Source organism: Enterobacter sp. TCD1-1 (assembly GCF_020567405.1).
GTDB lineage: Bacteria > Pseudomonadota > Gammaproteobacteria > Enterobacterales > Enterobacteriaceae > Enterobacter > Enterobacter quasiroggenkampii.
The window spans coordinates 955955-981993 of record NZ_JAJCXF010000001.1 but is presented as its reverse complement, the minus strand read 5'-3'; the positions used below and the strand labels follow the sequence as shown (position 1 = coordinate 981993).

Sequence of the window (26039 nt, the reverse complement as noted above, 5' to 3'; positions counted from 1 at the left end):
AAGAGAGGTATACGACGAAGACTATATACGTCGTGCCTGCCAGAAATTTTTACGCCAGTAGACATTATCCAGGGAAGAGCGCATCACGCCGCGGCTGGTTGACGCGTGAATGAACTGGTTGTCAGTGTCATAAATGCCCACATGAAGACCGCTTTCCCCCGATCCGGTTTTGAAGAAAACCAGGTCCCCGGGCAGAAGATCGTCTTTATCAATTTCCGTGCCGATTTCTGCCTGTTTGCGCGTTTCGCGCGGCAGCTGTAAATCAAACTTGTCGCGGAAGGTCATCAGAACGAAGCCGGAGCAATCCACACCGCCACGGCTCATACCGCCGTAGCGATAAGGCGTGCCGCGCCAGTTGCTCAGCTGATCGTTGAGGCTGGCGATGACGGTGATCGAATCTGAAAGCCGTGGGTTAGGCGGCGGTGCACGATGGCTACTGCATCCCGCAAGAAAAAGTGTGGCCATCAGGAGAAACCAGAATCGCATTTTCAGACGAATCCTCTGCTTTTTTTGTTCTTTTCGTAATTTAGCGTGCAACTGTGCTCACAGGCAAGAAACGCTTACTCCTGCCCGGTCGAAATCAGCATCTTATGGCCCTCGATATCCAGCCTGCGGAACGACATGTTGTACGCGCGGGCAAGATTGGGCGGCGTCAGAACCTGATCCCGCGTACCGCTGGCGATCATCTTCCCCTTCGCCAGCAGCCACACCCGATGGGCATGTCGCAAAGTGTGGTTGAGGTCATGACTGCTCATCACCACGGCGATGCCTTTTCGGCTCAGCGCGCTTAGCAGCGTATCCAGGGCCGCCTGCTGCGCCACATCCAGACCGCTCATCGGTTCATCGAGAAGCAGCATCCTCCCATGCGGGTTACCGGCCGGGTGGATCTGGACGATGACAGCCGCCAGACGCACCCGCTGCCATTCACCGCCGGATAGCTGGCTGACATGCCGGGAGAGTTTATCTTCCAGCCCCAGCGCCGCGGCCACGTCCGCCAGCAGCGCCGTACGGTGTTTGTCGTGCAAATGCAGCATCAGATACTGCCAGACCGGCATCGCAAAGGGCGGCACCTGCTGCTGCACGAGATAGCTGCGCCGATGCGCCAGTGAGACCGGCGACCAGTCGGCCAGCGTATGCTCCAGCAACGTTATCTGCCCTTCTCCGGCAGTCATGCCCGCCATCCGTGCCAGCAGCGTGCTCTTTCCGGCGCCGTTTGGCCCGACAAGATGCAGGATTTCGCCCGCATTGACGGTGCCGGTTATCGGCTCCAGACGTCCCTTCTCGGCAACGTCCGTGAGCTGCATCAGCAGCGACATTATTTCGCCAGCGCCAGCTTGATAGATTCCATGACGATCGGATCTTCAGGGGTCATATCCGGTGAAAAACGCTGAACGACCTGGCCGTCGCGACCAATCAGGAATTTTTCGAAGTTCCAGAGTATATCGTCCGGGTAAAGCGGCGCGCGGCCTTTGCTGGCCATGCGTTCATAAAAACCGCTGCCTTCCGGCGCAACGGCTTTCGGTGCGGCAGCGATCAGCTTCGCATACAGCGGATGGCGGCCTTCCCCGTTGACATCGATTTTGCTGAACAGCGGGAACGTCACGCCGTAAGTGGTGCTGCAGAAGGTTTTAATCTCCTCTTCGCTGCCCGGCTCCTGGCCCAGGAACTGGTTGCAGGGGAAGCCCAGTACGGTGAAACCGTCTTTTTCCCAGGCCTTCTGAATGTTTTCCAGCTGCTCGTACTGCGGCGTCAGGCCGCATTTGGATGCCACGTTGACGATCAGCAACACGTTGCCTTTGTAGCCTTCCAGCGTGGTTTTATCGCCATCAATGGTGGTCACTTCAGTATTCAGGATATCTGACTGCATAGCATTTCCTCAGGTTGTCGATTTAACGTCCAGCTTTTAATAGTAGCCAGATAAAGACCGGCGCGCCCAGCGTGGCGGTCACCACGCCGATAGGCAACTCTGCAGCCGTCAGGGCAAGCCGGGCGATGATGTCAGCTACCAGCAGCGTGACGGCCCCGGCAACCGCCGAGGCCGGAAGCAGGGTTCGATGGTCCGTGAGGCCACACAGACGGAGCATGTGCGGGATCACCAGGCCAATAAAGCCAATCGCGCCCGCCAGGGCAACGCTGACGCCGACCAGCCAGCCAATGGCGATCACCAGCGCATTACGCCAGAACCCAATCGGCATGCCCAGCTGGCGGGCTGAGGTTTCACCCAGCGCGAGCATATTCAGCGGCTGCGCCTGCAGGGCAGCCCACACGATGACCGGCACCAGCAGCGCCATCAGCCAGCCCTGCTGCCAGTCGACGCCGCCAAAGCCGCCCATCATCCAGTACATGAGCTGCCGCAGGTCAAAGGAGGTCGAGAAGTAGACCGCCCAAGTCATCAGCGCGCTACAGATGATCCCCAGCGCCACGCCGGCAAGCAGCAGACGGCTGGTCGATAAATGCCGTCTGGCAAAACGAAGCAGGATGAGCGTTATCAGTAATGCGCCGAGAATCGCGCTCAGGCTAATACGCCATCCGGAGAGTTCGCCTCCGCCCAGCATTACCGCCGCAATCAGCCCCACGCCCGCACCGTTGGACACGCCGAGCAGCCCGGGCTCCGCCAGGGGATTCTCAAACAATGCCTGCATTATGGTGCCGCACAGCGCCAGCGCGGCACCCACCAGCATCACCGCGACGGTACGCGGCAGACGAATTTGCCAGACGAAGAGCTGTCCGTCAGGCCCCCACCAGCTTTCGGGCCCTATCCATCGGTCACCGGCGCAGAGGCTAACGCCTGCGGCAATAATGAGCAGCAGCGCCAGCAAAAGCAGGCGACGCCGATCGGAACGGTGCTGGTGATGGGCATAATCAAGCATGTGTACGGTTTTAGTAGCGTGAGATGTAATTGATTTTACGGCGGGTTTACCAAAGAGCGCAAAGAAAAAAGGCCGCGTGGGCGGCCTTTTTAGTTAGTTCATATTACTCTGCTTTGGGCGTTGCGTTTTCGACACGGCTTTTTAACTTCTGGCCGGGTCTGAAGGTCACCACGCGGCGGGCTGTAATGGGAATATCTTCCCCCGTCTTCGGGTTGCGGCCCGGACGTTGGTTTTTGTCGCGCAAATCAAAATTGCCAAAACCGGAGAGTTTTACCTGCTCACCATTTTCCAGAGCACGACGGATCTCTTCGAAAAACAGCTCTACCAGCTCTTTGGCATCCCGTTTGCTAAGCCCAAGCTTATCAAACAGATATTCTGACATTTCAGCTTTTGTAAGCGCCATAGGTTCAATCCCTCAATGATGCCTGGAATCGCTCTTTTAATGCCTCTACACATTTGGCGACGGTAGCGGCAATCTCCTCTTCTTCGAGTGTACGGCTGGTATCCTGAAGGATCAGGCTGATAGCCAGGCTCTTAAAGCCCTCTGCTACGCCCTTGCCGCGGTACACGTCAAATAAGTTTACGCCAACTACCTGATTTACGCCAACTTTCTTACATTCGGCCAAAATATCTGCTGCGGGCACATTTTCCGCGACCACAACCGCGATATCACGGCGGTTTGCCGGGAAGCGGGAGACGTCCTGAGCCTGAGGAATCACGCGGTCTGCCACCAGGTTCCATTCCAGCTCGAACACGATGGTACGGCCGTTCAGGTCCAGTTTACGCTCCAGCTCAGGGTGAACAACCCCAATAAAACCAATGCGTTTGCCGTCTAAATAGAGGGCAGCACTCTGGCCTGGATGCAGGGCCGGGATGGCTTCTGCGCGGAATTCAATTTCAGATAATTTACCGGTCAGATCCAGAATCGCTTCCAGATCGCCCTTCATATCGTAGAAATCAACCGTGCCTTTTGCCAGGTCCCAGTGTTCTTCATAGCGGTTACCGCTGATGGCGCCAGCCAGCATGAGATCCTGACGGATGCCTAAATTTGCCTGATTATCCGGTACAAAGCGCAAACCGCTTTCGAAAATTCGCACGCGGTTTTGCTGGCGATTCTGGTTATAAACGATAGTGCCCAACAGGCCCGTCCACAGGGACAGACGCATCGCGGACATTTCGCTGGAGATTGGGCTTGGCAGGATCAGCGCTTCCTGACCCGGGTGGATCAGTTGCTGCAGTTTTGGATCAACAAAGCTGTAGGTGATCACTTCCTGGTAGCCTTTGTCGTTCAGCATGGTTTTCACACGCTTCAGGGACAGGTCGGCTTCACGGTGGGTGCCCATCACCAGACCGGCCTGGACAGGCTCGTCAGGGATGTTGTTGTAGCCATAAACACGGGCCACTTCTTCCACCAGATCTTCTTCAATTTCCATGTCGAAACGCCAAGACGGCGCAACGGCTTTCCACTCGCCCTGACCTTCGGTCACGTCGCAACCCAGACGCTTCAGGATATCGGTCACCTGCGCATCAGCAACATGGTGCCCAATGAGGCGATCCAGCTTGCTGCGGCGCAGGGTGATGGTCGCACGCTTCGGCAGCGTCGCTTCGTTGGTGACGTCGATCACCGGGCCCGCTTCGCCGCCGCAGATGTCGATCAGCAGGCGGGTGGCACGTTCCATTGCTTTGTACTGCAGCGCCGGGTCAACGCCACGCTCGTAGCGATGAGACGCATCGGTGTGCAGACCGTGACGGCGTGCGCGACCGGTGATAGAGAGCGGGCTGAAGAACGCGCACTCCAGCAGCACGTTTTGGGTTTCGTCGTTGACGCCCGAATGTTCGCCACCGAAGATACCGCCCATTGCCAGCGCTTTGCTGTGGTCAGCAATCACCAGGGTGTCGGCGTTCAGTTTCGCTTCGCTGCCGTCCAGCAGAACCAGGGTTTCACCCTCTTTCGCCATGCGCACCACAATGCCGCCTTCGATACGATCTTTATCGAACGCGTGCATTGGCTGGCCCAGCTCCAGCAGAACGTAGTTGGTCACGTCGACCACGGCGTCGATAGAGCGGATACCGCAGCGGCGTAGCTTCTCTTTCATCCACAGCGGGGTTGGCGCCTTAACGTTGATGCCTTTCACCACGCGACCGAGGTAGCGCGGGCAAGCATCCGCAGCGTCAACCTGAATAGGCAGCACGTCACTGATGGTCGCTTCAACCGGCGCAATGTCCGGCGCGTTCAGTTCGGTCTGGTTCAGCACGGCAACGTCGCGCGCCACGCCGATGATCCCTAAGCAGTCGGCACGGTTTGGCGTGACGCTGATTTCGATGGTGTTGTCATCAAGCTTCAGGTACTCACGGATATCGGTGCCGATTGGCGCATCCAGCGGCAGCTCAATGATGCCGTTGTGATCGTCGGAAATACCCAGCTCGGAGAAGGAACACAGCATGCCTTCAGACGGCTCGCCGCGCAGCTTAGCCGCTTTGATTTTGAAATCGCCCGGCAGTACCGCACCGACGGTCGCCACGGCCACTTTCAGCCCCTGACGGCAGTTTGGCGCACCGCAGACGATATCCAGCAGACGGTCACCGCCTACGTTTACTTTTGTTACGCGCAGTTTGTCCGCGTTAGGATGCTGGCCGCACTCTACCACTTCGCCGACGACCACGCCGTTGAATGCGCCAGAAACCGGCTCAACGCCGTCCACTTCCAGACCAGCCATGGTGATCTGGTTAGAAAGCGCGTCGCTGTCCAGCGTGGTGTTTACCCACTCGCGTAACCACAGTTCACTGAATTTCATTGTTCTGTCCTGCCCTTATTTAAACTGTTTGAGGAAACGCAGATCGTTTTCGAAGAATGCACGTAAGTCGGTCACGCCGTAGCGCAGCATGGTCAGACGCTCCATGCCCATACCAAAGGCAAAGCCGGAGTAAACTTCCGGATCGATACCCACGTTGCGCAGTACGTTTGGATGCACCATGCCGCAGCCCAGCACTTCCAGCCATTTGCCGTTTTTGCCCATCACGTCAACTTCCGCAGACGGTTCGGTGAACGGGAAGTAGGACGGACGGAAACGAACCTGCAGATCTTCCTCAAAGAAGTTGTTCAGGAAATCGTGCAGCGTGCCCTTCAGGTTGGTGAAGCTGATGTTTTTATCAACAATCAGGCCTTCCATCTGGTGGAACATTGGGGTGTGGGTCTGATCGTAGTCGTTACGATAGACGCGGCCCGGCGCGATAATACGGATTGGCGGTGCCTGATCCTTCATGGTGCGGATCTGAACGCCGGAGGTCTGGGTACGCAGCAGACGCGTCGCGTCGAACCAGAAAGTGTCGTGGTCAGCGCGTGCCGGATGATGGCCAGGAATGTTCAGAGCATCGAAGTTGTGGTAATCATCTTCGATTTCCGGGCCAGTCGCCACGGTAAAGCCGAGCTCACCGAAGAAACTTTCAATGCGATCGATGGTACGGGTAACCGGGTGCAGACCGCCGTTCTCGATGCGGCGACCCGGCAGAGAGACGTCGATCGTCTCTGCGGCCAGACGCGCATTCAGCACCGCGCTTTCCAGCTCGGCTTTGCGTGCGTTCAGCGCCTGCTGTACCTGCTCTTTGGCTTCGTTAATCACCGCCCCCGCTGCCGGGCGTTCTTCTGGCGGCAGCTCACGCAGGGTTGTCATTTGAAGGGTCAAGTGCCCTTTCTTCCCAAGATATTCGACGCGGACATTGTCTAACGCGGCAACATCTGAGGCCTGATTAATGGCGGCTGTTGCACTGGCAACCAGCTCTGCGAGATGTGACATGATTTTCCTCATTATGTCGGTGCAGACACCGATTTGGTGGAGTTATTCTCTCAAATTCAGGCACAAAAAAAGCCTCCATCGGGAGGCTTATCTGGCGCTGTTTTTCGTTTCATCTTTCACGCGCTAGCCTCCTGAAGTCAGGTGCTAAAGTAAAAGAAGAAGCGGAAAATAGCAGCATTCATGCTTGCGTTACCTTGTTGGGTAAAAACCGTTGAGACCTTATTGAAAAGCCTGCACGGGTAAATGTCAATCTTCTTACAGGGTTATATGAAAAGAGGGAGCCAGGCCCCCTCTCTCAACTGGCTTATGCCAGTGCTGCTTTCGCTTTTTCGACCAGAGCGGTGAACGCTACTTTGTCGAATACTGCGATGTCAGCCAGGATCTTACGGTCGATTTCAACAGAGGCTTTTTTCAGGCCGTTGATGAATTTGCTGTAAGAAATACCGTTCTGACGTGCTGCTGCGTTGATACGCGCAATCCACAGTTGACGGAACTGACGCTTACGCTGACGACGGTCACGGTAAGCGTACTGACCTGCTTTGATAACAGCCTGGAAGGCAACGCGGTATACGCGTGAACGCGCACCGTAGTAGCCTTTAGCTTGTTTCAAAATTTTCTTGTGACGTGCACGTGCAATTACACCACGTTTTACGCGAGCCATGTGTGCTCTCCTGTATCTATTCTAAGTTAAAAAAGTTAAACGAAACGACTTATGCGTACGGCAGGCACGCGATGACCAGGCCCAGATCGCCTTTAGAAACCATGGCTTTTGGACGCAGGTGACGTTTACGCTTGGTAGCTTTCTTAGTCAGAATGTGACGCAGGTTAGCGTGCTTGTGCTTAAAACCACCTTTACCGGTTTTTTTGAAGCGCTTAGCAGCACCGCGTACGGTCTTAATTTTTGGCATTTTAATAACTTCCACTTCGCATTGTTAAATAAACGAAACATAGGCGAACAAAACCTATGAAACCCGAAGGCTCCACAGATTTTGCTGCTTGAAGGCCTTACTGTTTCTTCTTAGGAGCGAGCACCATGATCATCTGGCGGCCTTCGATCTTCGTAGGGAAGGATTCGACTACTGCCAGTTCACTCAGATCGTCACGGACGCGGTTAAGCACTTCCATACCAATCTGTTGGTGGGCCATCTCACGACCGCGGAAACGCAGTGTGATCTTGGCCTTATCGCCATCTTCCAGAAAGCGAATCAGGCTGCGGAGTTTTACCTGATAATCGCCATCGTCGGTACCAGGACGGAATTTGATTTCCTTAACCTGGATAACTTTTTGCTTCTTCTTCTGTTCCTTAGAAGACTTACTCTTTTCATAAAGGAACTTGCCGTAGTCCATGATACGACAAACTGGCGGTTCGGCGTTAGGGCTGATTTCAACTAAATCTACTCCAGCTTCTTCAGCCTTTTCGATTGCTTCTCTCAGACTCACAATCCCCAGCTGCTCGCCTTCCAGACCTGTTAAGCGAACTTCCTGGGCGCGAATCTCGCCATTGATACGATTCGGACGTGCCGTTTGAACTCGTTTTCCGCCTTTAATACCTTATTCCTCCAGTTGTTGAAGACTGCGGCTGCGAATCTCTTGTTGCAGCTTCTCAATCACTTCACTTACGTCCAGGCTGCCCAGGTCTTTACCACGGCGGGTGCGAACGGCAACTTTGCCTGCTTCCACCTCTTTATCACCACAGACCAACATATACGGGACACGACGTAAAGTGTGCTCGCGGATTTTAAAGCCAATCTTCTCATTTCTCAAGTCTGCTTTTACGCGAATGCCCGCATTTTGTAGTTTCTGCGTCAATTCTTTAACGTAATCTGCCTGAGAATCGGTAATGTTCATCACCACCACCTGCACCGGCGCAAGCCAGGTTGGGAAGAAGCCGGCGAACTCTTCGGTCAGGATGCCGATGAAGCGCTCCAGAGAACCGAGAATGGCACGGTGAATCATTACCGGCACCTGACGCTCGTTGTCTTCGCCAACATAAGAGGCGCTTAAACGCTGCGGCAGGGAGAAGTCCAGCTGTACAGTACCGCACTGCCATGCGCGATCGAGGCAGTCATACAGGGTAAATTCAATTTTCGGACCGTAGAATGCGCCCTCGCCCAGCTGGTATTCGAACGGAATGCCGTTCTCTTCCAGCGCCACGGCGAGATCCGCTTCTGCGCGATCCCAGGTCTCATCGCTACCGATACGTTTTTCCGGACGCGTTGAGAGTTTGACCACGATCTTCTCGAAGCCAAAGGTGCTGTACATATCGTAGACCATACGGATACAGGCGTTAACTTCGTCACGAACCTGATCTTCGGTACAGAAGATATGCGCATCATCCTGCGTAAAGCCACGCACGCGCATCAGACCGTGCAGCGCACCTGATGGCTCGTTACGGTGGCAGCTACCGAACTCCGCCATACGCAGCGGCAGGTCACGGTAGGATTTCAGACCCTGGTTGAAGATCTGAACGTGTCCCGGGCAGTTCATTGGCTTGATGCAGTATTCACGGTTCTCAGACGAGGTGGTGAACATCGCATCTTTGTAGTTGTCCCAGTGGCCGGTTTTTTCCCACAGCACACGGTCCATCATGAACGGGCCTTTCACTTCCTGATACTGGTACTCTTTCAGCTTGGAGCGTACGAAAGTTTCCAGTTCACGGAAGATGGTCCAGCCGTCGTTATGCCAGAACACCATACCCGGCGCTTCTTCCTGCATGTGGTACAGGTCAAGCTGCTTACCGATTTTACGGTGGTCACGCTTCGCCGCCTCTTCCAGGCGCAACAGGTAGGCGTTCAGGGCTTTTTTATCGGCCCACGCGGTACCATAGATACGCTGCAACATCTTGTTGTTGCTGTCGCCACGCCAGTAGGCGCCGGCGATCTTCATCAGCTTAAAGTGATGACAGAAGCGCATGTTCGGCACGTGCGGTCCACGGCACATGTCGACGTATTCTTCGTGATGGTACAAGCCAGGCTTGTCATCATGCGAAATGTTTTCGTCAAGAATCGAGACCTTATAGCTCTCGCCACGCTTCACGAAGGTTTCACGCGCTTCGTGCCAGCTGACTTTCTTCTTGATGACGTCATAGTTTGTTTCGGCGAGCTCGTGCATACGTTTTTCGAGCGCGTCGATATCTTCCTGAGTCAGGGTGTGGTCAAGGTCAACGTCGTAGTAGAAACCATTATCGATAACCGGACCGATCGCCATTTTGGTGTTTGGCCACAGCTGTTTGATGGCATGGCCTAACAGGTGCGCGCAGGAGTGACGAATGATCTCCAGACCTTCTTCATCTTTTGCGGTGATGATCGCAAGCGTCGCATCGTTTTCGATCAGATCGGAGGCATCTACCAGCTCACCGTTAACGCGGCCGGCGATAGTCGCTTTCGCGAGACCAGGACCGATGTCCAGGGCAACATCCATTGGGCTAACAGCATGGTCGAAATGGCGTTGGCTGCCATCAGGAAGAGTAATTACAGGCATTTTATATCCTTATTTGCAGTGATGCCCCACACATAAGAGCATATACAAAGAAAATAATCGTGATTTGACAATAGATTACGACACCATCTGACCAACAATCGTCAAATTGGTTCGTCATCATTCACCTGCCGGAAAATCAGACAACGCCGGATATACGGCAAGCCTTGCAATGTTAACACTAACAAAAGGGAGATTGCACCCTCTGCTGGCAGATTGATGTGCTGGCACTTTCGCATGAATTTGCAGGTCGCATGATCCCGGTGCTCGCATTTCAAAGATGCTGGGCTAATCTTGAACAGGTCTTTAAACCCAAAGGTGCATACTATGAACGTATCCAGTAGAACGGTTGTGATTTTAAACATCCTTTCCGCCACAGGTTTATTGTTGATTCTCGCCGAACGATTCCACTGGTTCTGAGCCGAACCCTGCGCTGGCATAACCCAATCGTTCCTGAGTAGGGGCATATTTCGGCCCTGTTTGGTAGACTGTGGGTATCAACGAACAAGGGTTAGGTTATGCCAACAAAACGATTTGCCGTAAAACACTGGAAAATGGTGCTGGTGCTGATCGCCATCTGCGGCGCAATGCTGTTACTCCGTTGGGCGGCAATGATTTGGGGTTAGGGGCGAATACTGCTCATCAGAAGGGACGTCACAAGACCAGACAGAATAAACGGGCCGACATGATCATCGGCCCGTCTTCATTACATTCTATAACCCAGTGAAACCGTGGTTCTGCGGTCGGTATGATCCGGTGCAGATTCGGGTGGTGAAGAGTTCCAGGTCACGTTGTAGGCGACTTTCAGACCAAAGTGTTCGTTAATGGCCACGTTCAGCGCCGTCTCAGAGTTCAGCGTCGTATCGTCGGCACCAAATACAGAAACACCCTGGGTAAATTTGGTGTTGTCAGTCATCTGCCAGGCATAGGTGCCGGAAGCGTAACCGAGCGGTTGGGTTTTGGTATCGCCATTGGTGTACTCGTCATAACGCACACCCGGACCGAATTCAAAACGGAGGCTGTGTACCGGACCGTTCAGGAACTGACGACCATAACCCGCGGTGAACACGTCACGCTGGCGATAACCATTGTAACGGTCGGTTAACCAGCTTGCCTGACCAAACAGGTAATCATAGTCGGTCATGTTGTAACGGCTACGTCCGCCAACCGCATATTTCTCGGAAGAACGTTCGTCATTAGCGGACGTATTGCTGGCATTACCCCACAGAGACCAGGCGGTGGTATTACCGTACCAGGTAAGCGTACTGTCCGCCGTCAGAGAAGAGCTTTTCGTGTTACCGGATTGTGCCAGGTACCCAGCGTTCAGGTTACCTTCAAACGGTTTTTTCGCGGTGGAGGGATCGTCCATGACAGTAAAAACGGAATCATCGGCGGTCGCGTTCATAGCCGCAAACACGCCACCCGCCAGCATCAGTGCAGCGGGAACTGTCTTTAAAAGCTTCATTTTATTAAGGAGTCCGTACAACAAAAAAAGAGACCACACGGTCCCGGAATCTTTCTTGAGGATCAATGACAAGGCGTCCAGAGAAAGGTAACAAATTATAAAAAGCCGCAAATAACATAGCAATGTTTTCTTATTTCATTTTTTGAATAAGAACGATCCCAAAAAGCGTTTTATTTTATATATCTCCGGTCTTACTTTTATTCAGTATTCATATTTAAAATCATACTGTTATTTACGTTGCCTTCCTGACAAATGGTGCCAGACTAAAAGGAACCCATGCTAAAAGGAGGTAATGATGGTTTCTATCTACACCCTGACGCTCTCCCCTTCCCTTGATTCCGCCACCCTGACGCCGCAGATTTACCCGGAAGGTAAATTGCGCTGTAGCGCCCCGGTCTTTGAGCCCGGCGGTGGCGGTATCAACGTGGCGCGCGCCATTACCCACCTCGGCGGCAAGGCCACGGCCATTTTTCCCGCAGGCGGTGCCACCGGCGAACACCTGGTCTCTCTGCTGGCAGATGAACAGGTTGCCGTAGAGACCGTCGAGGCGAAAGACTGGACGCGGCAAAACCTGCATGTCCACGTTGAATCCAGCGGCGAGCAGTACCGGTTTGTCATGCCGGGCGCGAAACTCACCGATGACGAGTTTCGTCAGCTTGAAGAGAAAGTACTGACCATTGAAAGCGGCGCGCTGCTGGTGGTAAGCGGCAGCCTGCCACCCGGCGTCAGCACGGAAAAATTAACCGCGCTTATTCAGGCGGCGCAGCAACGTGGTATCCGTTGCATCGTTGACAGCAGCGGCGAGGCCCTGCAGGCGGCCTTAGTGCCGGGCAATCTTGAACTGGTCAAACCCAACCAGAAAGAGTTAAGCGCGCTGGTCAACCGCGACTTGACGCAGCCTGACGATGTGCGCACCGCCGCGCAGGAGCTGGTGCGCAGCGGCAAAGCGCGGCGCGTGGTGGTTTCCCTTGGTCCGCAGGGGGCACTGGCCGTCGATGAAACGTCGTCCGTTCAGGTTGTTCCACCGCCGATGAAGAGCCAGAGCACGGTTGGCGCGGGTGACAGCATGGTAGGCGCGATGACGCTTAAGCTGGCGCAGGGCGCGTCACTGCTGGAGATGACGCGCTACGGCGTGGCGGCGGGTAGCGCCGCTACCATCAACCAGGGCACGCGTCTCTGTTCGCTGGCCGATACGCAAAAAATTGTCGATTATCTGTCCCGAAATTAACCCCTGTTCCCCTTCATCCTTATGGAGGGGAATGTCATCACCGAGTCGCCAAACGCAAACTATCGACTATGCTAAGAAAACTTCCATGATAACAATGAGGTGAATTATGAGCAGTGGTGACATCACCCGCTACGTCGTAACCGTCAACCTTCATGAAGCATCGCTGACCGAGCTGAATGAGCTCAACAACGCCTTCACCCGGGCTAATTTTCTCCTCACGCTCACGGATGACGAGGGCAATATTCATGATTTAGGCACCCTGGCATTTGGTCTGATAGGTGCCCTGAATAAAGAAGAGGTTCATGCGCTGGCCGCCAGTCTGGTGGAAAGTGTGACCGACAAGCCAGCCGAAATTGACGTCGACACCTGGGAAAGCTGGCAGAAAAAAGAACAATAAGTGCCCTGTATGAAATTAAACCGCTCAGGTGTGCGTTAGTTCGTATTTTTTTACCGCAATAATGCGCTAACTTTATGATCTGGCAGACAACATGGGAGAGTCAACATGTGGCAGGCTATCAGTCATCTTTTAAGTGAGCAGCTGGGTGAAGGTGAAATTGAACTGCGTAACGAACTGCCAGGCGGAGAGATCCACGCCGCGTGGCATTTACGCTACGCAGGGCGCGATCTCTTCGTAAAATGCGATGAACGTGAGCTGCTTCCGATATTTACCGCCGAAGCCGATCAGCTTGAACTGTTGTCGCGCAGTAAAACGGTGACGGTCCCGCAGGTGCTGGCCGTCGGTAGCGACCGCGATTACAGTTTTCTGGTCATGGAATATCTCCCCGCCCGTCCGCTGAATGCCCATAACGCTTTCATTCTTGGCCAGCAGCTAGCACGTCTCCATCAGTGGAGCGACCAGCCGCAGTTTGGTCTCGATTTTGACAATGACCTCTCCACCACGCCACAGCCCAATGCCTGGCAGCGCCGCTGGTCGACCTTTTTTGCCGAACAGCGTATTGGCTGGCAGCTCGAGCTTGCCGCCGAGAAAGGGCTGGAATTTGGCAATATAGACGCCATCGTCGAGCACGTGCAGCAGCGTCTGGCCTCCCACCAGCCTCAGGCGTCTCTGCTCCACGGTGATTTGTGGTCCGATAACTGCGCGCTGGGGCCCAACGGCCCCTATATCTTCGACCCGGCCTGCTACTGGGGTGACCGAGAGTGCGACCTTGCCATGCTGCCGCTGCACCCTGAACAACCGCCGCAGATATATGACGGTTATCAGTCGGTTTCTCCCCTGCCGCCCGGCTTCCTCGACCGTCAACCGGTGTACCAACTTTATACGCTGATGAACCGCGCCATACTTTTTGGTGGGGAGCACCTGGTTAACGCACAGCGTGCGCTTGAGCGCATGCTTGCCGCCTGAGACGCGAACGGGTGGCCTTGCCGCCACCCGTATCGGTTACAGAAAACCGAGCAGTGAGAAGAAGAAGTATCCTGCCACAATGATAATTACGGGAAGGATATAGAGCGGGAAGATTTGCAGGAAAATAGTGTGGCGCGGCACAACAATGCGGGATTCAATCTGCTCCCGGCTCATGCCTTCCGGGCCTTTAGCCTGTTCCAGAATGAGCTGGTCCTCGACGCCCTCGCGTAAGAAGCGCGTCTGACGGCTCATTCGTGCGCCAGAGGCCTGCAGCGCCAGCGCAACAAAGATCAGGGCGTATATCACCCAAAAGCCGATATTCAGCTGATGGTGAAAATCCGGGGTGGGTGAGTTAAACCAGAAGACATTCAAGAATGGCGTATTAAAACGCATCATCTCAATCATCACATGCGCAAAATCAAGCATAACCGCATTGATACCCGGCTGTTTTTCGCTGTGATCGTACATAAATTTGAGTACAGAAATCAGCGTAGAAATGACGGCAGGAATAAAAATCACCCAGCCAGCAATACGTTTTAAGACCGCAATGCGTCCAGCTTGTTGATACGTCATCAGTTCCTCTTCATAAAGACGCGTTATTTGTGCATAAGTCTACCTGCTGGTCATCAATTTCGCCCGCTCTTTAAAAGCAATATGCTAAATTGCAGAGTGTGCTTAGCACTTATCGTCTGTCGAACACCCTGGATAAGGAGACGTTGTGATGTCGACACCGCGCCAAATTCTTGCCGCAATTTTTGACATGGATGGATTACTGATCGATTCCGAACCGTTGTGGGATCGCGCTGAACTGGACGTCATGGCCAGCCTGGGCGTGGATATCAGCCGCCGTAATGAACTTCCCGATACGCTGGGCCTGCGCATCGATATGGTGGTTGACCTGTGGTATGCCCAACAGCCGTGGGCTGGACCAGGTCGTGATGAAGTGACCGCGCGCATTATCAGCCGCGCCATTTCGCTGGTAGAAGAGAGCAAGCCGCTGCTGCCCGGCGTACGTGAGGCGGTCGCGCTGTGTAAAGCCCAGGGGCTGAAGGTCGGCCTGGCCTCGGCGTCACCGCTGCATATGCTGGAAAAAGTGCTCGTCATGTTTGAACTGCGCGACAGTTTCGACGCGCTTGCCTCCGCTGAGAAATTGCCTTACAGCAAGCCGCACCCGCAGGTCTATCTGGACTGTGCCGCTAAGCTCGGCCTGGATCCCCTCAACTGCGTTGCGCTGGAAGATTCCGTTAACGGCATGATTGCATCTAAAGCCGCGCGGATGCGCTCCATTGTGGTGCCTGCGGAAGAAGGCCGCCACGATCCCCGGTTTGCGCTTGCCGATGTGAAGCTGACTTCGCTGGCAGAACTCACGGCGCGCCATCTGCAGGGCGGTTAACGCCCTCCTCCGGTTTGTGACAAACAGTTACACCGTCACCTCTTCCGCCTACTGTATAAAAACCCTATACTGTATGAATTGACAGTTTTGTGGGTTTTATCATGACGGCGGAAGGCCACCTGCTTTTTTCTATCGCGTGCGCAGTATTTGCCAAAAACGCTGAACTCACCCCCGTGCTGGCACAGGGGGACTGGTGGCATATCGTCCCTTCCGCCGTATTGACCTGTCTGCTGCCCGACATCGACCACCCCAAGTCGTTCCTCGGACAGCGCCTGAAGTGGGTATCGAAACCCATCGCCCGCGCGTTTGGCCACCGGGGGTTTACGCACAGCCTGCTGGCCGTGTTTGGCCTGCTGACGCTTTTCTATTTAAAAGTGCCCGAAAGCTGGATCGTCCCCGGTGATGCCATTCAGGGGATGGTGCTGGGATATTTAAGCCATATTCTGGCCGATATGCTGACGCCCGCGGGCGTACCGCTGCTGTGGCCCTGCCGCTGGCGCTTCCGTTTTCCCATTCTCGCACCGCAGAAAGGGAACCAGCTGGAGCGCGTCTTGTGCATGGCGCTGTTTGCTTACGCCGTCTGGATGCCGCAAACGTTGCCCGAAAACAGTGCAGTCCGCTGGTCTTCCCAGATGATTAATTCGCTGCAATTTCAGTTCAATCGCTTTATTCATCACCAGATTGAACAGTAAACCAACAAAATTATCCCATTTGTCATAACCCATTCCATTTGGATATAAGCGCTACATCACACTTCTGCTAACCTTCCGCCAACAGGATCGGTAAAAACCGAACCGATAATAAATCAGGAGAACGGGGATGAATTTTCCACTCATCGCGAACGTCGTTGTGTTCGCTGTATTGCTATTGCTTCTCGCGCAGGCGCGCCACAAACAGTGGAGCCTGGCGAAAAAGGTGCTGGTTGGTCTGGCCATGGGTGTCGTATTTGGTCTGGCATTACAGGCAATTTATGGCTCCGATAATCCAGTTCTGAAAGATTCCATTCAGTGGTTCAACATTGTCGGTAACGGCTATGTCCAGCTGCTGCAGATGATCGTTATGCCGCTGGTCTTCGCCTCTATTCTGAGCGCCGTTGCCCGCCTGCACAACGCGACCCAGTTGGGAAAAATCAGTTTCCTGACCATCGGCACGCTGCTGTTCACCACGCTGATTGCCGCGCTGGTGGGTGTGCTGGTCACTAACCTGTTTGGTCTGACTGCAGAGGGTCTGGTTCAGGGTACCGCTGAAACGGCGCGTCTGACCGCGATTCAGACCAACTACGTTGGGAAAGTGGCTGACCTGACCGTGCCGCAGATGGTGCTCTCCTTCATTCCGAAGAACCCGTTTGCTGACCTGACCGGTGCGAGCCCAACCTCGATCATCAGCGTGGTTATTTTCGCCGCGTTCCTGGGCGTAGCGGCGCTGAAGTTGCTGAAAGACGATGCGCCAAAAGGCGAACGCGTGCTGACCGCAATTGACACCCTGCAAAGCTGGGTGATGAAGCTGGTCCGTCTGGTCATGCAACTCACCCCTTACGGCGTGCTGGCGCTGATGACCAAAGTGGTTGCCGGTTCTAACCTGCAGGACATCATTAAGCTGGGCAGCTTCGTTGTCGCCTCTTATCTGGGCCTGGGCATTATGTTCGTGGTGCACGGCATCCTGCTGGGCGTGAACGGCGTCAGCCCGCTGAAGTACTTCCGTAAGGTCTGGCCGGTACTGACCTTTGCCTTCACCAGCCGTTCCAGCGCCGCATCTATTCCGCTGAACGTGGAAGCGCAAACCCGTCGTCTGGGCGTGCCTGAATCTATCGCCAGCTTCTCTGCCTCCTTTGGTGCCACCATTGGTCAGAACGGCTGTGCGGGTCTGTACCCGGCGATGCTGGCGGTAATGGTTGCTCCTACAGTCGGCATCAACCCGCTGGATCCGGTCTGGATCGCCACGCTGGTCGGGATTGTCACCGTAAGCTCCGCAGGCGTTGCGGGTGTTGGCGGCGGCGCAACCTTCGCCGCACTGATTGTGCTGCCTGCGCTGGGTCTGCCCGTGACGCTGGTCGCCCTGCTGATCTCCGTTGAGCCGCTGATCGACATGGGTCGTACCGCGCTGAACGTGAGCGGCTCCATGACCGCCGGTACGCTGACCAGCCAGTGGCTGAAGCAGACCGACAAAGCGATTCTGGAAAGTGAAGACGACGCCGAGCTGGCGCACCGCTAAACACGTTAGAAATAAAAAAACCGCCTGATGGCGGTTTTTTTATGGCTGTTATTCTTCAACCTCTTCATCCTGGCGGATTTGCATCGCCCACCGCTGTGCGGACTCCGGCACCGTAAAGGTGGGAGAGCGACGGAAATGCTCGCCGACCAGCACAAAGGCCACGTATTTCCCCCGTAACTGCCACACATCGCGAAAGCCCTCCACTTTCAGGGCATGGTCTGGCGGCGCGGGCTCAACGCGGGGCACATAGCTAATAACCTGGCGGTTTTGTTGACGAAGAGGTTTCATAAGCAACGGATTCACTAAAGCAAATTCTTGAAGCAGGAAAATTCTATGATAGCCGATCCTGCTGCCTTCCGTCGCGCTCCGAGTGGGTGAGATGGCTCCTTTCGCTAATCACGGCATATGAAAACTCTTAGTTCGCGAACCATGTCGCGACATTGTTCTATCCTTAATAGGGTTTTTAGCAATGGATAAAGGAGAAGCGTGCAATGTCGAACAAAGATAAAACACATCAATCACCCATTCATGGCACTGAAGAATCTCAACCGGGTATGGACTCTCTCGCTCCCGCTGACGGCTCTCACCGCCCCTCCCCTGGCCCCTCCGCACCGGGCGAACAGCCTACCGCACCGGGAAGCATGAAATCGCCGGACACGGGAAACGAGAAGCTGAAATCTCTTGAACCACACCGAAAAGGCGGTGAAGGTTTCGCGCTCACGACCAATCAGGGCGTACGCATTGCTGACGATCAAAACTCCCTTCGCGCAGGCGCGCGCGGGCCAACCCTGCTGGAAGACTTTATCCTGCGGGAAAAAATCACCCATTTTGACCACGAGCGGATACCAGAACGCATCGTCCACGCGCGCGGTTCCGCTGCGCACGGCTACTTTCAGCCCTACAAGAGCCTGAAAGCGATCACCAAAGCGGATTTCCTCTCCGACCCGGATAAAATCACCCCGGTCTTTGTGCGTTTCTCCACCGTGCAGGGCGGCGCGGGGTCGGCAGATACCGTCCGGGATATCCGCGGCTTTGCCACCAAGTTTTATACCGAAGAGGGTATTTTCGATCTGGTCGGCAATAACACGCCGGTGTTTTTCATTCAGGACGCGCATAAATTTCCTGACTTTGTCCATGCGGTAAAACCGGAGCCCCACTGGGCCATACCGCAGGGACAAAGTGCGCACGACACCTTCTGGGACTATGTTTCCCTGCAGCCTGAAACCTTACACAACGTGATGTGGGCGATGTCAGACCGCGGCATTCCGCGCAGCTACCGCACCATGGAGGGGTTTGGTATCCATACCTTCCGTCTGATCAATGCCGAGGGGAAAGCCACGTTTGTCCGCTTCCACTGGAAGCCTGTCGCGGGTAAAGCCTCGCTGGTGTGGGACGAGGCGCAGAAGCTGACCGGGCGCGATCCGGACTTCCATCGCCGCGAGCTGTGGGAATCCATTGAAGCGGGCGACTTCCCGGAATACGAACTTGGCCTGCAGCTCATACCGGAAGAGGACGAATTTAAGTTCGATTTCGACCTTCTGGACCCGACGAAGCTGATCCCGGAAGAGCTGGTGCCGGTGCAGCTGGTGGGTAAAATGGTGCTTAACCGTAACCCGGATAACTTCTTTGCCGAAAACGAGCAGGCCGCGTTCCACCCGGGGCATATTGTGCCGGGGCTGGACTTCACCAACGATCCGCTCCTGCAGGGACGCCTGTTCTCCTATACCGATACGCAGATTAGCCGACTCGGCGGGCCGAACTTCCACGAAATTCCGATTAACCGCCCAACCTGCCCGTATCACAACTTCCAGCGCGACGGGATGCACCGTCAGGATATTGATACCAACCCGGCAAACTATGAGCCGAACTCCATCAACGATAACTGGCCGCGTGAAACGCCTCCCGGACCGAAACGCGGTGGATTCGAATCGTATCAGGAGCGTATCGATGGCAATAAAATTCGCGAGCGCAGCCCCTCGTTCGGTGAGTATTACGCCCACCCTCGCCTGTTCTGGAACAGCCAGACGCCGATTGAGCAACAGCACATCATCGGCGGTTTCAGCTTCGAGCTGAGTAAAGTGGTGCGCACCTACATCCGCGAGCGCGTGGTCGATCAGCTGGCGCATATTGATATTCAGCTTGCCCAGAGCGTCGCGGACAACCTGGGCATTACGCTGACCGACGAGCAGCGTAACCTTGCTCCGCCGAAAGAGGTTAACGGCGTGAAGAAAGATCCGTCGCTGAGCCTGTATGCGGTGCCGGGCGGCTCGATTAAAGGCCGCGTGGTCGCCATTCTGCTGAACGACAAAACCCGCGCCAGCGACGTGCTGGGGATTATGCAGGCGCTGAAAACCCAGGGCGTGCATGCCAAACTGCTCTATTCCCGCATGGGTGAAGTGACGGCCGACGATGGTTCTGTGCTGCCGGTCGCGGCGACCTTTGCCGGTGCGCCATCACTGACCGTCGATGCGGTGATCGTGCCGTGCGGGGATATTGCCAGCCTGCTGACCAACGGCGACGCCGTCTATTATTTGCTGGAAGCCTATAAGCACCTGAAGCCGATCGCGCTGTCCGGCGACGCGCGACAGTTCAAAGCGCAGCTGAAGGTGGCCGATCAGGGTGAGGACGGGATTGTCGAGGGAGATAACGTTGACGATGCCTTTATGACGAAGCTGTTTGATTTGCTCGCCGCGCACCGTGTCTGGTCGCGAAGCAGCAAGATCGATCAGATTCCGGCGTAAAAAAAGCCGGGTGGCGCTTGCGCTTACCCGGCCTACATTCGATTGGTTTTGTAGGCCCGGTAAGGCGAAGCCGCCACCGGGCTTTATTTCAAAGATCCCCGAACGTCCCCAACCGATACCCGCGCTCGGCAATCGCGTATTTCAACGACGGCGACGTCAGCACATCCAGCTCCGCCAGTCGCGGCCAGCAGTAGGCGCTTTTACGCACGGTGTTATCGACAAAGGCAGGATGTGCCATGACCTCCAGCGAACGTTCACCCCGCGCGGCGGAATCATCCAGCACCTTCAGGAACAGCGCGTCGTCAATCTCGTCGCCGTAAAACGCGCTGCTGAACCCCTCAGTGGATGTAACGGTGCAGTCCGGCAATCCGTGCACCTCGCGATCCACGCGCATCGCCACGCCTTTGCGCTGTGCAAACCCGGCGACAAGCGGGAAAATCGCCGGGATCATATGCACGTGGTGATGGCTGTCGATGTGCGTCGGCGTCTGACCAAACACATCAACGAAGCGGTTGAACTGACACTCCAGCTCGCGGGCAATCTCTTCGAGCGGCAGAGCCCCCTGCTCCGCCAGTTCCCAAATCCATTTACCCAACTGGCCATCGCGCGTCAGGCCCGGCATTGGCGAAAGCGGCATCCCGAGCGTCAGCACAAAATGCATGCCGACGCCCAGCTCCGGCACTTCGCGGCTCAGCTGCGCCGCGTGTTCAACCGCCTCACCATTGACCAGCGCCGTTGTAGAGGTCACAACCCCCCGGCGACAGGCTTCAATAATGCCGTAGTTCTGGCCTTTAGAGAGGCCAAAATCATCAGCATTAACGATCAGCAGGTTTTCCATTGTGCGTCCTCTTATTGCTGTTTGAACTTCAGCTTCTCGATCGTGGCGGCAAAGTTCGGCAACCATTTTTCATGCGCCAGGATCATCTCGCTGGCCAGCTGCTCCGCGTCGCGGTCAGAATGCACCAGCGGGCTGAGATTCAGGGCCAGCAGCACGTCATTGAGCTCACCGCTCAGCGCCGCGTTGCTTGCCGCCACTTCAAAGCCTTTGATGGTGTGGATCAGCCCCATGACCTTGTCATCGAAGTGGGTGATGCGTGGATGCGGTTTAGCCCCCTCGCGTCCCAGGATGCAGGTCATTTCGACGGCCCAGTCAGCCGGAATATTGTCGACATGGCCGTGGTGCGGCACGTTGACATAGTGCTCCGCCTGCTTGTCGTTGTAGATGGCGTTGATCACTTCACACGCCGCATCGGAGTAGTAGGCCCCGCCGCGCTGCTCCAGCTCTTTCGGTTTGACGTTCAGGTTCGGGTCTTTATACAAATCGAACAGCTGCTTCTCAACCTTCTGAACGATCTGCGCACGTGCGCCGCCCTTATAATACTCGCCCATTTCGATGGCCAGCATCTCTTTCTGCTTGAAGTAGTAAAGCAGGTACGAGCAAGGCAGCAGATTCAGCGAGCGGATCAGCCCTTCGCTGAACGGCAGGTCAAAGATGTTTTTCACCGATGCCGCAGTCAGACGACCGGAGGCCACGCCGTCGAGGAGCTCGGCAAAGCGCGATTTTCCGTTCACGATGACATCTTTAATAAACACCATGTGGTTCAGGCCGAACAGATCGATGGAGAGATCGTCGCTGTCGGTCAGCGCCAGCACGTCGCGGATAAACATCTTCATGCCAATCGGAATGTTGCAGACGCCGATAAAACGTTTGAAGCCGGTATGACGATAGACCGCTTCAGTGACCATGCCGGCCGGGTTGGTGAAGTTAATGACCCACGCGTTCGGGCAGATCTCCTGTACGTCTTTGACGATGTCGAAAATGACCGGGATAGTACGCAGGCCTTTAAACAGGCCGCCCGCGCCGTTAGTCTCCTGCCCCAGATACCCGTGGCTCAGCGGAATACGCTCGTCCAGCTCACGCGCCTTCAGCTGGCCGACGCGCAGCTGGGTGGTGACGAAATCCGCATCTTTCAGCGCCAGACGACGATCGAGGGTTTTATGCACGGTCAGAGGCACGCCCGCTTTTTCCACCATGCGCTTGCACAGGTCGAAAATAATATTCAGCTTCTCCTGACCTTCCTCAACGTCCACCAGCCATAATTCGCTGACCGGTAATTCATGATAACGTTTCAGGAAACCTTCAAGTAATTCCGGGGTATAGCTGCTGCCGCCACCAATGGTTACGACTTTTAATTTCTTCTGCATAATATCTCCCTTAGCGTATCAGGTTAATCGCCTGCAAGGTATAGCGTGCTCTTCCCGCTATTTGGGCAAGCCATTAAAGCAATATTCGTGGCGGGTAATCCGCCGAAAGTTAATTAATTACCGTCAAATTTTTCCGGTAACTGTTCGGTGTGAATGACGTCAATTTCTTAAAGGTTTTAATAAACAGGCTGGGACTGCTGTATCCTGACTCGTAAGCAATATCGGTGACAGAATAGTTGGTAATTTCCAGCTGTTTTTTAGCAAAATTAATGCGAATTTCATTAATAATTTGCACGGGCGTTTTACGATAATAACGCTGCGTCGCACGGGTCAGATATTCCTGGGATTTGCCCGACAGAGAGACCATATTTTCCAGCGCATTTTCGCTGAACTGGCCTTTGTCGTGCATCAGCTCAACGGTGCTGCGTAGCCATTGCGGAATATCATCCGTCACCTGCTGCTCTTCACGATGATGACGCAGCCGGTTCATCACGTAGAAGGTCACCGTTTCAATAAACTCATCAAATTCATTGTCGCGGAAGTTAAGCGAGGCGATCACCGTTTCAATCCAGGTCATGAACTCGTTTTTGACCCGATAGACCTGAGAGGCCACAAAGCAGAACGGCACCAGCGGCAGATAGTGCTTCTCGAAGAAACGTCTGCTGACGCCCACATTCAGAATACGGGTGGCACCAAATTCGTAAAAGCTCTGGTGATAAGACCCCATCGGCAGGAAGACGAAATCCCCTCGTTCAAGCAGGACGCGCTTACCGTTGATCTCCTGATAGTAACGACCGGTCAGAACAATCGTGAACTCGTAGTAGTCATGCTGATGCAGACCACTGGCGCTCTCCGTCTTGTTGTAGATAACCACGTGAAAATTTTTGCCATTAAACAGCTGCTGTTCAAGTGCGGTTTTAATTTCCATCGTGCTGACCTCCTGCTACTCAGTCTGACTTACTGCATCTTCTCGTGAAGCTCAATGAGCTCCGCCACCAGCTCACGTGCCAGCATCGAGGTCATCAGGTGATCCTGCGCGTGAACCAGCACCAGGCTGACCTTCATCTTCCCTTCACCCTGATCGCTTTCAATCAGCTTTGTCTGCACCAGGTGCGCTTCGTTCAGCGCCGTGCGTGACTGTTCCATCATGGTTTTTGCCGCGGCGAAATCCCCCTGCTTGGCCTGCTTCAGTGCGGCATAGGCCAGGCTGCGGGCCTGCCCGGAGTTGATGATAAGCCCCATCACCACTTCTTCCAGATCGTTCTCGGCGGCTTCGTCTGCGACAATACTATCCAAATCTAACATGTTTGAGCTCCTTGTGGCTGGCGCGGGTTTCCCCGCGCCGTCAATCTTAGAATTTCAGTGAGAGGGCAATATCCTCTTCGCTCTCTTCTTCATCAATGATGGTGGCGGCTTTGTTCGCAATCGCCACGAATGGCATGTACAGCAGGGTGGCAATCCCGAGGTTGAATATCGCCAGCAGGAAGGCCGCGACGCTGCCGTTGGTGTTGAAGAAGGCACCCAGGCCCGCCGGCATGGTCCACGGTGCAATGTTGGTAACCGGTGGAATGATGCCCATGTAGTACGCCGTCAGGGTGATAGCGGCCAGCAGCGGCTGAATCAGGATGAACGGAATGAACATGACCGGGTTCATGATGATTGGCAGACCGAACAGGATCGGTTCGTTAATCTGGAAGATGCCTGATGGCAGCGCCAGCTTCGCGACCTGACGATAGTCAGCACGACGAGAGACAATAAAGACCGCGATGATCAGACCCAAGGTCGCCCCGGTACCGCCCAGGAAGATATAGGAGTCAAGCATCGGCTTCGCCCACACATGGAAGGTTTTACCCGCTGCCAGCGCCGCGTCAACGGAGCCGTACTGCTGATAAAGTGCAACGTTTTCCAGTGCCCATGGGGTCATAATTCCGCTGTCCAGCGCAGCCAGTGCCAGTGAACCATGCACGCCAAAGAACCACAGCAGAGAGGTGAAAATCACATACGCCCAACCGACCACGCCCCCCATCGACGCCAGCGGCGTAGAGATAGAGTCCATGATGATCTGGTGGAAGTTTGTGCCCCAGTGAGAGAGCGCCCAGGCAATAATCCCCATGATGGAGAGAATAATGAAGCCTGGAATCAACGCGGAAAATGAACGGGATACAGAAGCCGGTACGCTATCCGGCAGGCGAATCACCCAGTTTCGACGGATGATAAAGGTGAACATCTCTGCCACCACCAGGCCGATAACAATACCGGAGATGATGTTAGCCCCACCCAGCCAGTTGGCACCAACGGCATAGGCTTCACCCACGCTGTAAGGCGTGACGGTCATAAAGGCGGCGACGGATAATAACCCGGCGGCCAGCGGATCGACCTTACGCTCTTCCGCCAGCGCCATCCCAATAAAGAAAGGCGCCATCAGCGACATAATTCCCAACGTACCGTTATAGACGTTGCCGCCGATGGCTTTAAAACCATTAAGGGTTTCAATAGTGGAAGCGTCTAACCGAATTCCTAATGAATAAAAGAAGGAACCTTCACCAAAGCTCAGAAAAACGTTGTTAATTAAAACGAACATGGCCCCGGCCAACGTCAACGGCATTAATTTAATAAAGCCGTTTTTGATGGCATTAACGTGAGGCTGCTTTCCTATTTTAACAGCAAAAGGAAGGAGTACCTTTTCAAGTGAAGCGATGACTTTACTCATAGGAAAATACCCTTAAATGCCGTAACGCATGTTACGGCGTATTGTGTGTGAAATAACTCTTTGACGGGAAAAATAAAAATTAATTAGCAGCTTTTTTAATGGCTGCCACAGCAGCTTTAAGAACACCTAAACCATCAATCTTGCCGTACAGCCCCGAGTCGATCACTTCGACCGGTTTATTCGGTAACAGTCGTTGAATTTCGGGCAACATATAGGCAATTTGCGGTCCAAGTAAAACAACATCGGCTGTCTGACCTTTTTCGCCCGCCAGCGTCTCGGGGAACGCTTCGATCACCACAGGGACTTCATATTTTTCAGCCTGCGCACGCATCTTTGAGACCAGAAGCGAGGTTGACATGCCCGCTGAGCAGAACAGGTAGATATGTTTCTTTTCCATCGTGATTTCCCTCTTGTATGACTACCTGCCATCGCGCTATCACTCGACTCGCTGTCCCGGCAGACAGGTAGTTTGCGTACTGTTGTTTATCGTTGGAGTGAGTATACGCAATGGTACAGACAGGGGATAATTCTGGATAGACTAGAATTGTCTCTCATTGACCTGGCTTGTTGACTACCCTCACA

At 54.6% G+C, this 26039-nt stretch carries 30 protein-coding genes and 1 other annotated feature; of the genes, 9 read left to right on the top strand and 21 right to left on the bottom strand.

The window, feature by feature from the left end:
* Positions 1 to 21 precede the first annotated feature (21 nt).
* The 12 genes from LJA86_RS04760 to thrS all read right to left on the bottom strand — a co-directional run bounded on the left by LJA86_RS04760 (position 22) and on the right by thrS (position 10144).
* The gene (locus LJA86_RS04760) at positions 22 to 486 is read right to left on the bottom strand and encodes a C40 family peptidase (protein WP_023335377.1); all 465 of its coding nucleotides are present in this window, start codon (positions 484 to 486) and stop codon (positions 22 to 24) included.
* A gap of 74 nt (positions 487 to 560) precedes the next feature.
* On the bottom strand, positions 561 to 1316 hold the full coding sequence (gene btuD / locus LJA86_RS04755; protein ID WP_045910266.1) for a vitamin B12 ABC transporter ATP-binding protein BtuD: 756 nt from the start codon (positions 1314 to 1316) through the stop codon (positions 561 to 563).
* Positions 1316 to 1867, bottom strand: a complete 552-nt coding sequence (locus LJA86_RS04750; protein ID WP_048027541.1) for a glutathione peroxidase — start codon at positions 1865 to 1867, stop codon at positions 1316 to 1318. Before LJA86_RS04750 ends, btuD begins: the two co-directional genes overlap by 1 nt.
* 22 nt (positions 1868 to 1889) lie before the next feature.
* Positions 1890 to 2870: a vitamin B12 ABC transporter permease BtuC gene (gene btuC, locus LJA86_RS04745; RefSeq protein ID WP_045910264.1), complete on the bottom strand. Its 981-nt coding sequence runs from the start codon at positions 2868 to 2870 to the stop codon at positions 1890 to 1892.
* 103 nt (positions 2871 to 2973) lie between these two features.
* Complete coding sequence (gene ihfA, locus LJA86_RS04740; RefSeq protein WP_003857805.1) at positions 2974 to 3273, bottom strand: integration host factor subunit alpha; 300 nt, start codon at positions 3271 to 3273, stop codon at positions 2974 to 2976.
* A gap of 4 nt (positions 3274 to 3277) precedes the next feature.
* Positions 3278 to 5665 carry a phenylalanine--tRNA ligase subunit beta gene (gene pheT / locus LJA86_RS04735; RefSeq protein WP_063621416.1) on the bottom strand — a complete coding sequence of 796 codons (2388 nt, stop codon included), beginning with the start codon at positions 5663 to 5665 and terminating at the stop codon, positions 3278 to 3280.
* Positions 5666 to 5680: 15 nt separating this feature from the next.
* The gene (pheS, locus tag LJA86_RS04730; RefSeq protein WP_021241084.1) at positions 5681 to 6664 is read right to left on the bottom strand and encodes a phenylalanine--tRNA ligase subunit alpha; all 984 of its coding nucleotides are present in this window, start codon (positions 6662 to 6664) and stop codon (positions 5681 to 5683) included.
* Between the two features lie 62 nt (positions 6665 to 6726).
* Positions 6727 to 6851: a sequence feature (Phe leader region), on the bottom strand.
* Positions 6802 to 6846, bottom strand: a complete 45-nt coding sequence (gene pheM, locus LJA86_RS04725; RefSeq protein ID WP_001386830.1) for a pheST operon leader peptide PheM — start codon at positions 6844 to 6846, stop codon at positions 6802 to 6804. It overlaps the preceding feature by 45 nt.
* Before the next feature lie 117 nt (positions 6852 to 6968).
* Positions 6969 to 7325 carry a 50S ribosomal protein L20 gene (rplT, locus tag LJA86_RS04720; RefSeq protein ID WP_000124850.1) on the bottom strand — a complete coding sequence of 119 codons (357 nt, stop codon included), beginning with the start codon at positions 7323 to 7325 and terminating at the stop codon, positions 6969 to 6971.
* A 49-nt stretch (positions 7326 to 7374) separates the two neighbouring features.
* Entirely contained in the window at positions 7375 to 7572 is a 198-nt protein-coding gene (rpmI, locus tag LJA86_RS04715; RefSeq protein ID WP_001124225.1) for a 50S ribosomal protein L35, read from the bottom strand.
* A 97-nt stretch (positions 7573 to 7669) separates the two neighbouring features.
* Complete coding sequence (gene infC, locus LJA86_RS04710; RefSeq protein WP_023616141.1) at positions 7670 to 8212, bottom strand: translation initiation factor IF-3; 543 nt, start codon at positions 8210 to 8212, stop codon at positions 7670 to 7672.
* A gap of 3 nt (positions 8213 to 8215) precedes the next feature.
* Positions 8216 to 10144 (bottom strand): threonine--tRNA ligase, encoded by a 1929-nt coding sequence (thrS, locus tag LJA86_RS04705; RefSeq protein WP_025757343.1) that lies wholly within the window; start codon positions 10142 to 10144, stop codon positions 8216 to 8218.
* 324 nt (positions 10145 to 10468) lie between these two features.
* Between thrS and yncL the strand changes: the two genes are divergently transcribed.
* Together yncL and yniD are read left to right on the top strand one after the other, a co-directional pair.
* Entirely contained in the window at positions 10469 to 10561 is a 93-nt protein-coding gene (gene yncL, locus LJA86_RS04700) for a stress response membrane protein YncL (protein WP_021241082.1), read from the top strand.
* 98 nt (positions 10562 to 10659) lie between these two features.
* Positions 10660 to 10767: a small membrane protein YniD gene (gene yniD, locus LJA86_RS04695; RefSeq protein ID WP_008500658.1), complete on the top strand. Its 108-nt coding sequence runs from the start codon at positions 10660 to 10662 to the stop codon at positions 10765 to 10767.
* Positions 10768 to 10847: 80 nt separating this feature from the next.
* Here the strand turns inward: yniD and LJA86_RS04690 are convergent, their stop codons facing one another.
* Positions 10848 to 11606 carry a DUF481 domain-containing protein gene (locus LJA86_RS04690; RefSeq protein WP_021241081.1) on the bottom strand — a complete coding sequence of 253 codons (759 nt, stop codon included), beginning with the start codon at positions 11604 to 11606 and terminating at the stop codon, positions 10848 to 10850.
* Positions 11607 to 11901: 295 nt separating this feature from the next.
* Here LJA86_RS04690 and pfkB point away from each other — a divergent pair, with 295 nt between their 5' ends.
* The 3 genes from pfkB (at position 11902) to LJA86_RS04675 (ending at position 14197) form a co-directional block, all read left to right on the top strand.
* Positions 11902 to 12834 carry a 6-phosphofructokinase II gene (gene pfkB / locus LJA86_RS04685; protein ID WP_045336121.1) on the top strand — a complete coding sequence of 311 codons (933 nt, stop codon included), beginning with the start codon at positions 11902 to 11904 and terminating at the stop codon, positions 12832 to 12834.
* 106 nt (positions 12835 to 12940) lie between these two features.
* Positions 12941 to 13231, top strand: coding sequence for a type V toxin-antitoxin system endoribonuclease antitoxin GhoS (ghoS, locus tag LJA86_RS04680; protein WP_008500661.1), 291 nt, complete (start codon positions 12941 to 12943; stop codon positions 13229 to 13231).
* Between the two features lie 105 nt (positions 13232 to 13336).
* Positions 13337 to 14197 (top strand): fructosamine kinase family protein, encoded by an 861-nt coding sequence (locus LJA86_RS04675; RefSeq protein WP_229225707.1) that lies wholly within the window; start codon positions 13337 to 13339, stop codon positions 14195 to 14197.
* Between the two features lie 36 nt (positions 14198 to 14233).
* Here the strand turns inward: LJA86_RS04675 and LJA86_RS04670 are convergent, their stop codons facing one another.
* Positions 14234 to 14770: a YniB family protein gene (locus tag LJA86_RS04670; protein WP_048222644.1), complete on the bottom strand. Its 537-nt coding sequence runs from the start codon at positions 14768 to 14770 to the stop codon at positions 14234 to 14236.
* Positions 14771 to 14918: 148 nt separating this feature from the next.
* Here LJA86_RS04670 and hxpB point away from each other — a divergent pair, with 148 nt between their 5' ends.
* From hxpB to LJA86_RS04655, 3 genes are all read left to right on the top strand, one after another.
* Positions 14919 to 15590 carry a hexitol phosphatase HxpB gene (hxpB, locus tag LJA86_RS04665; protein ID WP_196346165.1) on the top strand — a complete coding sequence of 224 codons (672 nt, stop codon included), beginning with the start codon at positions 14919 to 14921 and terminating at the stop codon, positions 15588 to 15590.
* A 101-nt stretch (positions 15591 to 15691) separates the two neighbouring features.
* Positions 15692 to 16282, top strand: a complete 591-nt coding sequence (locus LJA86_RS04660; RefSeq protein ID WP_032644865.1) for a metal-dependent hydrolase — start codon at positions 15692 to 15694, stop codon at positions 16280 to 16282.
* Positions 16283 to 16409: 127 nt separating this feature from the next.
* Complete coding sequence (locus tag LJA86_RS04655) at positions 16410 to 17801, top strand: L-cystine transporter (protein WP_045336125.1); 1392 nt, start codon at positions 16410 to 16412, stop codon at positions 17799 to 17801.
* 48 nt (positions 17802 to 17849) lie between these two features.
* On the opposite strand, the gene cedA is transcribed toward LJA86_RS04655, so the two are convergent.
* The gene (gene cedA / locus LJA86_RS04650) at positions 17850 to 18125 is read right to left on the bottom strand and encodes a cell division activator CedA (protein WP_258526576.1); all 276 of its coding nucleotides are present in this window, start codon (positions 18123 to 18125) and stop codon (positions 17850 to 17852) included.
* 167 nt (positions 18126 to 18292) lie between these two features.
* Here cedA and katE point away from each other — a divergent pair, with 167 nt between their 5' ends.
* On the top strand, positions 18293 to 20542 hold the full coding sequence (gene katE, locus LJA86_RS04645; RefSeq protein WP_048991585.1) for a catalase HPII: 2250 nt from the start codon (positions 18293 to 18295) through the stop codon (positions 20540 to 20542).
* An 88-nt stretch (positions 20543 to 20630) separates the two neighbouring features.
* On the opposite strand, the gene chbG is transcribed toward katE, so the two are convergent.
* From chbG to chbB, 6 genes are all read right to left on the bottom strand, one after another.
* Entirely contained in the window at positions 20631 to 21380 is a 750-nt protein-coding gene (gene chbG, locus LJA86_RS04640; RefSeq protein WP_167212800.1) for a chitin disaccharide deacetylase, read from the bottom strand.
* 11 nt (positions 21381 to 21391) lie between these two features.
* Positions 21392 to 22747 carry a 6-phospho-beta-glucosidase gene (locus tag LJA86_RS04635; RefSeq protein ID WP_045910256.1) on the bottom strand — a complete coding sequence of 452 codons (1356 nt, stop codon included), beginning with the start codon at positions 22745 to 22747 and terminating at the stop codon, positions 21392 to 21394.
* 109 nt (positions 22748 to 22856) lie between these two features.
* Positions 22857 to 23675, bottom strand: a complete 819-nt coding sequence (chbR, locus tag LJA86_RS04630) for a transcriptional regulator ChbR (RefSeq protein WP_029740446.1) — start codon at positions 23673 to 23675, stop codon at positions 22857 to 22859.
* Between the two features lie 29 nt (positions 23676 to 23704).
* Positions 23705 to 24052, bottom strand: coding sequence for a PTS N,N'-diacetylchitobiose transporter subunit IIA (gene chbA / locus LJA86_RS04625; RefSeq protein WP_024909443.1), 348 nt, complete (start codon positions 24050 to 24052; stop codon positions 23705 to 23707).
* Positions 24053 to 24098: 46 nt separating this feature from the next.
* Positions 24099 to 25457, bottom strand: coding sequence for a PTS N,N'-diacetylchitobiose transporter subunit IIC (gene chbC, locus LJA86_RS04620; RefSeq protein ID WP_023311283.1), 1359 nt, complete (start codon positions 25455 to 25457; stop codon positions 24099 to 24101).
* Between the two features lie 79 nt (positions 25458 to 25536).
* Positions 25537 to 25854 (bottom strand): PTS N,N'-diacetylchitobiose transporter subunit IIB, encoded by a 318-nt coding sequence (gene chbB / locus LJA86_RS04615; protein ID WP_008500676.1) that lies wholly within the window; start codon positions 25852 to 25854, stop codon positions 25537 to 25539.
* Between the last annotated feature and the right edge of the window lie 185 nt (positions 25855 to 26039).

Excerpts from the sequence above, each read along its gene's own strand:
- LJA86_RS04760 (WP_023335377.1), bottom strand. The coding sequence starts at position 486 with ATGCGATTCTGGTTTCTCCTGATGGCCACACTTTTTCTTGCGGGATGC.
- btuD (WP_045910266.1), bottom strand. The coding sequence starts at position 1,316 with ATGTCGCTGCTGATGCAGCTCACGGACGTTGCCGAGAAGGGACGTCTG.
- LJA86_RS04750 (WP_048027541.1), bottom strand. The coding sequence starts at position 1,867 with ATGCAGTCAGATATCCTGAATACTGAAGTGACCACCATTGATGGCGAT.
- btuC (WP_045910264.1), bottom strand. The coding sequence starts at position 2,870 with ATGCTTGATTATGCCCATCACCAGCACCGTTCCGATCGGCGTCGCCTG.
- ihfA (WP_003857805.1), bottom strand. The coding sequence starts at position 3,273 with ATGGCGCTTACAAAAGCTGAAATGTCAGAATATCTGTTTGATAAGCTT.
- pheT (WP_063621416.1), bottom strand. The coding sequence starts at position 5,665 with ATGAAATTCAGTGAACTGTGGTTACGCGAGTGGGTAAACACCACGCTG.
- pheS (WP_021241084.1), bottom strand. The coding sequence starts at position 6,664 with ATGTCACATCTCGCAGAGCTGGTTGCCAGTGCAACAGCCGCCATTAAT.
- rplT (WP_000124850.1), bottom strand. The coding sequence starts at position 7,325 with ATGGCTCGCGTAAAACGTGGTGTAATTGCACGTGCACGTCACAAGAAA.
- rpmI (WP_001124225.1), bottom strand. The coding sequence starts at position 7,572 with ATGCCAAAAATTAAGACCGTACGCGGTGCTGCTAAGCGCTTCAAAAAA.
- thrS (WP_025757343.1), bottom strand. The coding sequence starts at position 10,144 with ATGCCTGTAATTACTCTTCCTGATGGCAGCCAACGCCATTTCGACCAT.
- yncL (WP_021241082.1), top strand. The coding sequence starts at position 10,469 with ATGAACGTATCCAGTAGAACGGTTGTGATTTTAAACATCCTTTCCGCC.
- yniD (WP_008500658.1), top strand. The coding sequence starts at position 10,660 with ATGCCAACAAAACGATTTGCCGTAAAACACTGGAAAATGGTGCTGGTG.
- LJA86_RS04690 (WP_021241081.1), bottom strand. The coding sequence starts at position 11,606 with ATGAAGCTTTTAAAGACAGTTCCCGCTGCACTGATGCTGGCGGGTGGC.
- pfkB (WP_045336121.1), top strand. The coding sequence starts at position 11,902 with ATGGTTTCTATCTACACCCTGACGCTCTCCCCTTCCCTTGATTCCGCC.
- ghoS (WP_008500661.1), top strand. The coding sequence starts at position 12,941 with ATGAGCAGTGGTGACATCACCCGCTACGTCGTAACCGTCAACCTTCAT.
- LJA86_RS04675 (WP_229225707.1), top strand. The coding sequence starts at position 13,337 with ATGTGGCAGGCTATCAGTCATCTTTTAAGTGAGCAGCTGGGTGAAGGT.
- LJA86_RS04670 (WP_048222644.1), bottom strand. The coding sequence starts at position 14,770 with ATGACGTATCAACAAGCTGGACGCATTGCGGTCTTAAAACGTATTGCT.
- hxpB (WP_196346165.1), top strand. The coding sequence starts at position 14,919 with ATGTCGACACCGCGCCAAATTCTTGCCGCAATTTTTGACATGGATGGA.
- LJA86_RS04660 (WP_032644865.1), top strand. The coding sequence starts at position 15,692 with ATGACGGCGGAAGGCCACCTGCTTTTTTCTATCGCGTGCGCAGTATTT.
- LJA86_RS04655 (WP_045336125.1), top strand. The coding sequence starts at position 16,410 with ATGAATTTTCCACTCATCGCGAACGTCGTTGTGTTCGCTGTATTGCTA.
- katE (WP_048991585.1), top strand. The coding sequence starts at position 18,293 with ATGTCGAACAAAGATAAAACACATCAATCACCCATTCATGGCACTGAA.
- chbG (WP_167212800.1), bottom strand. The coding sequence starts at position 21,380 with ATGGAAAACCTGCTGATCGTTAATGCTGATGATTTTGGCCTCTCTAAA.
- LJA86_RS04635 (WP_045910256.1), bottom strand. The coding sequence starts at position 22,747 with ATGCAGAAGAAATTAAAAGTCGTAACCATTGGTGGCGGCAGCAGCTAT.
- chbR (WP_029740446.1), bottom strand. The coding sequence starts at position 23,675 with ATGGAAATTAAAACCGCACTTGAACAGCAGCTGTTTAATGGCAAAAAT.
- chbA (WP_024909443.1), bottom strand. The coding sequence starts at position 24,052 with ATGTTAGATTTGGATAGTATTGTCGCAGACGAAGCCGCCGAGAACGAT.
- chbC (WP_023311283.1), bottom strand. The coding sequence starts at position 25,457 with ATGAGTAAAGTCATCGCTTCACTTGAAAAGGTACTCCTTCCTTTTGCT.
- chbB (WP_008500676.1), bottom strand. The coding sequence starts at position 25,854 with ATGGAAAAGAAACATATCTACCTGTTCTGCTCAGCGGGCATGTCAACC.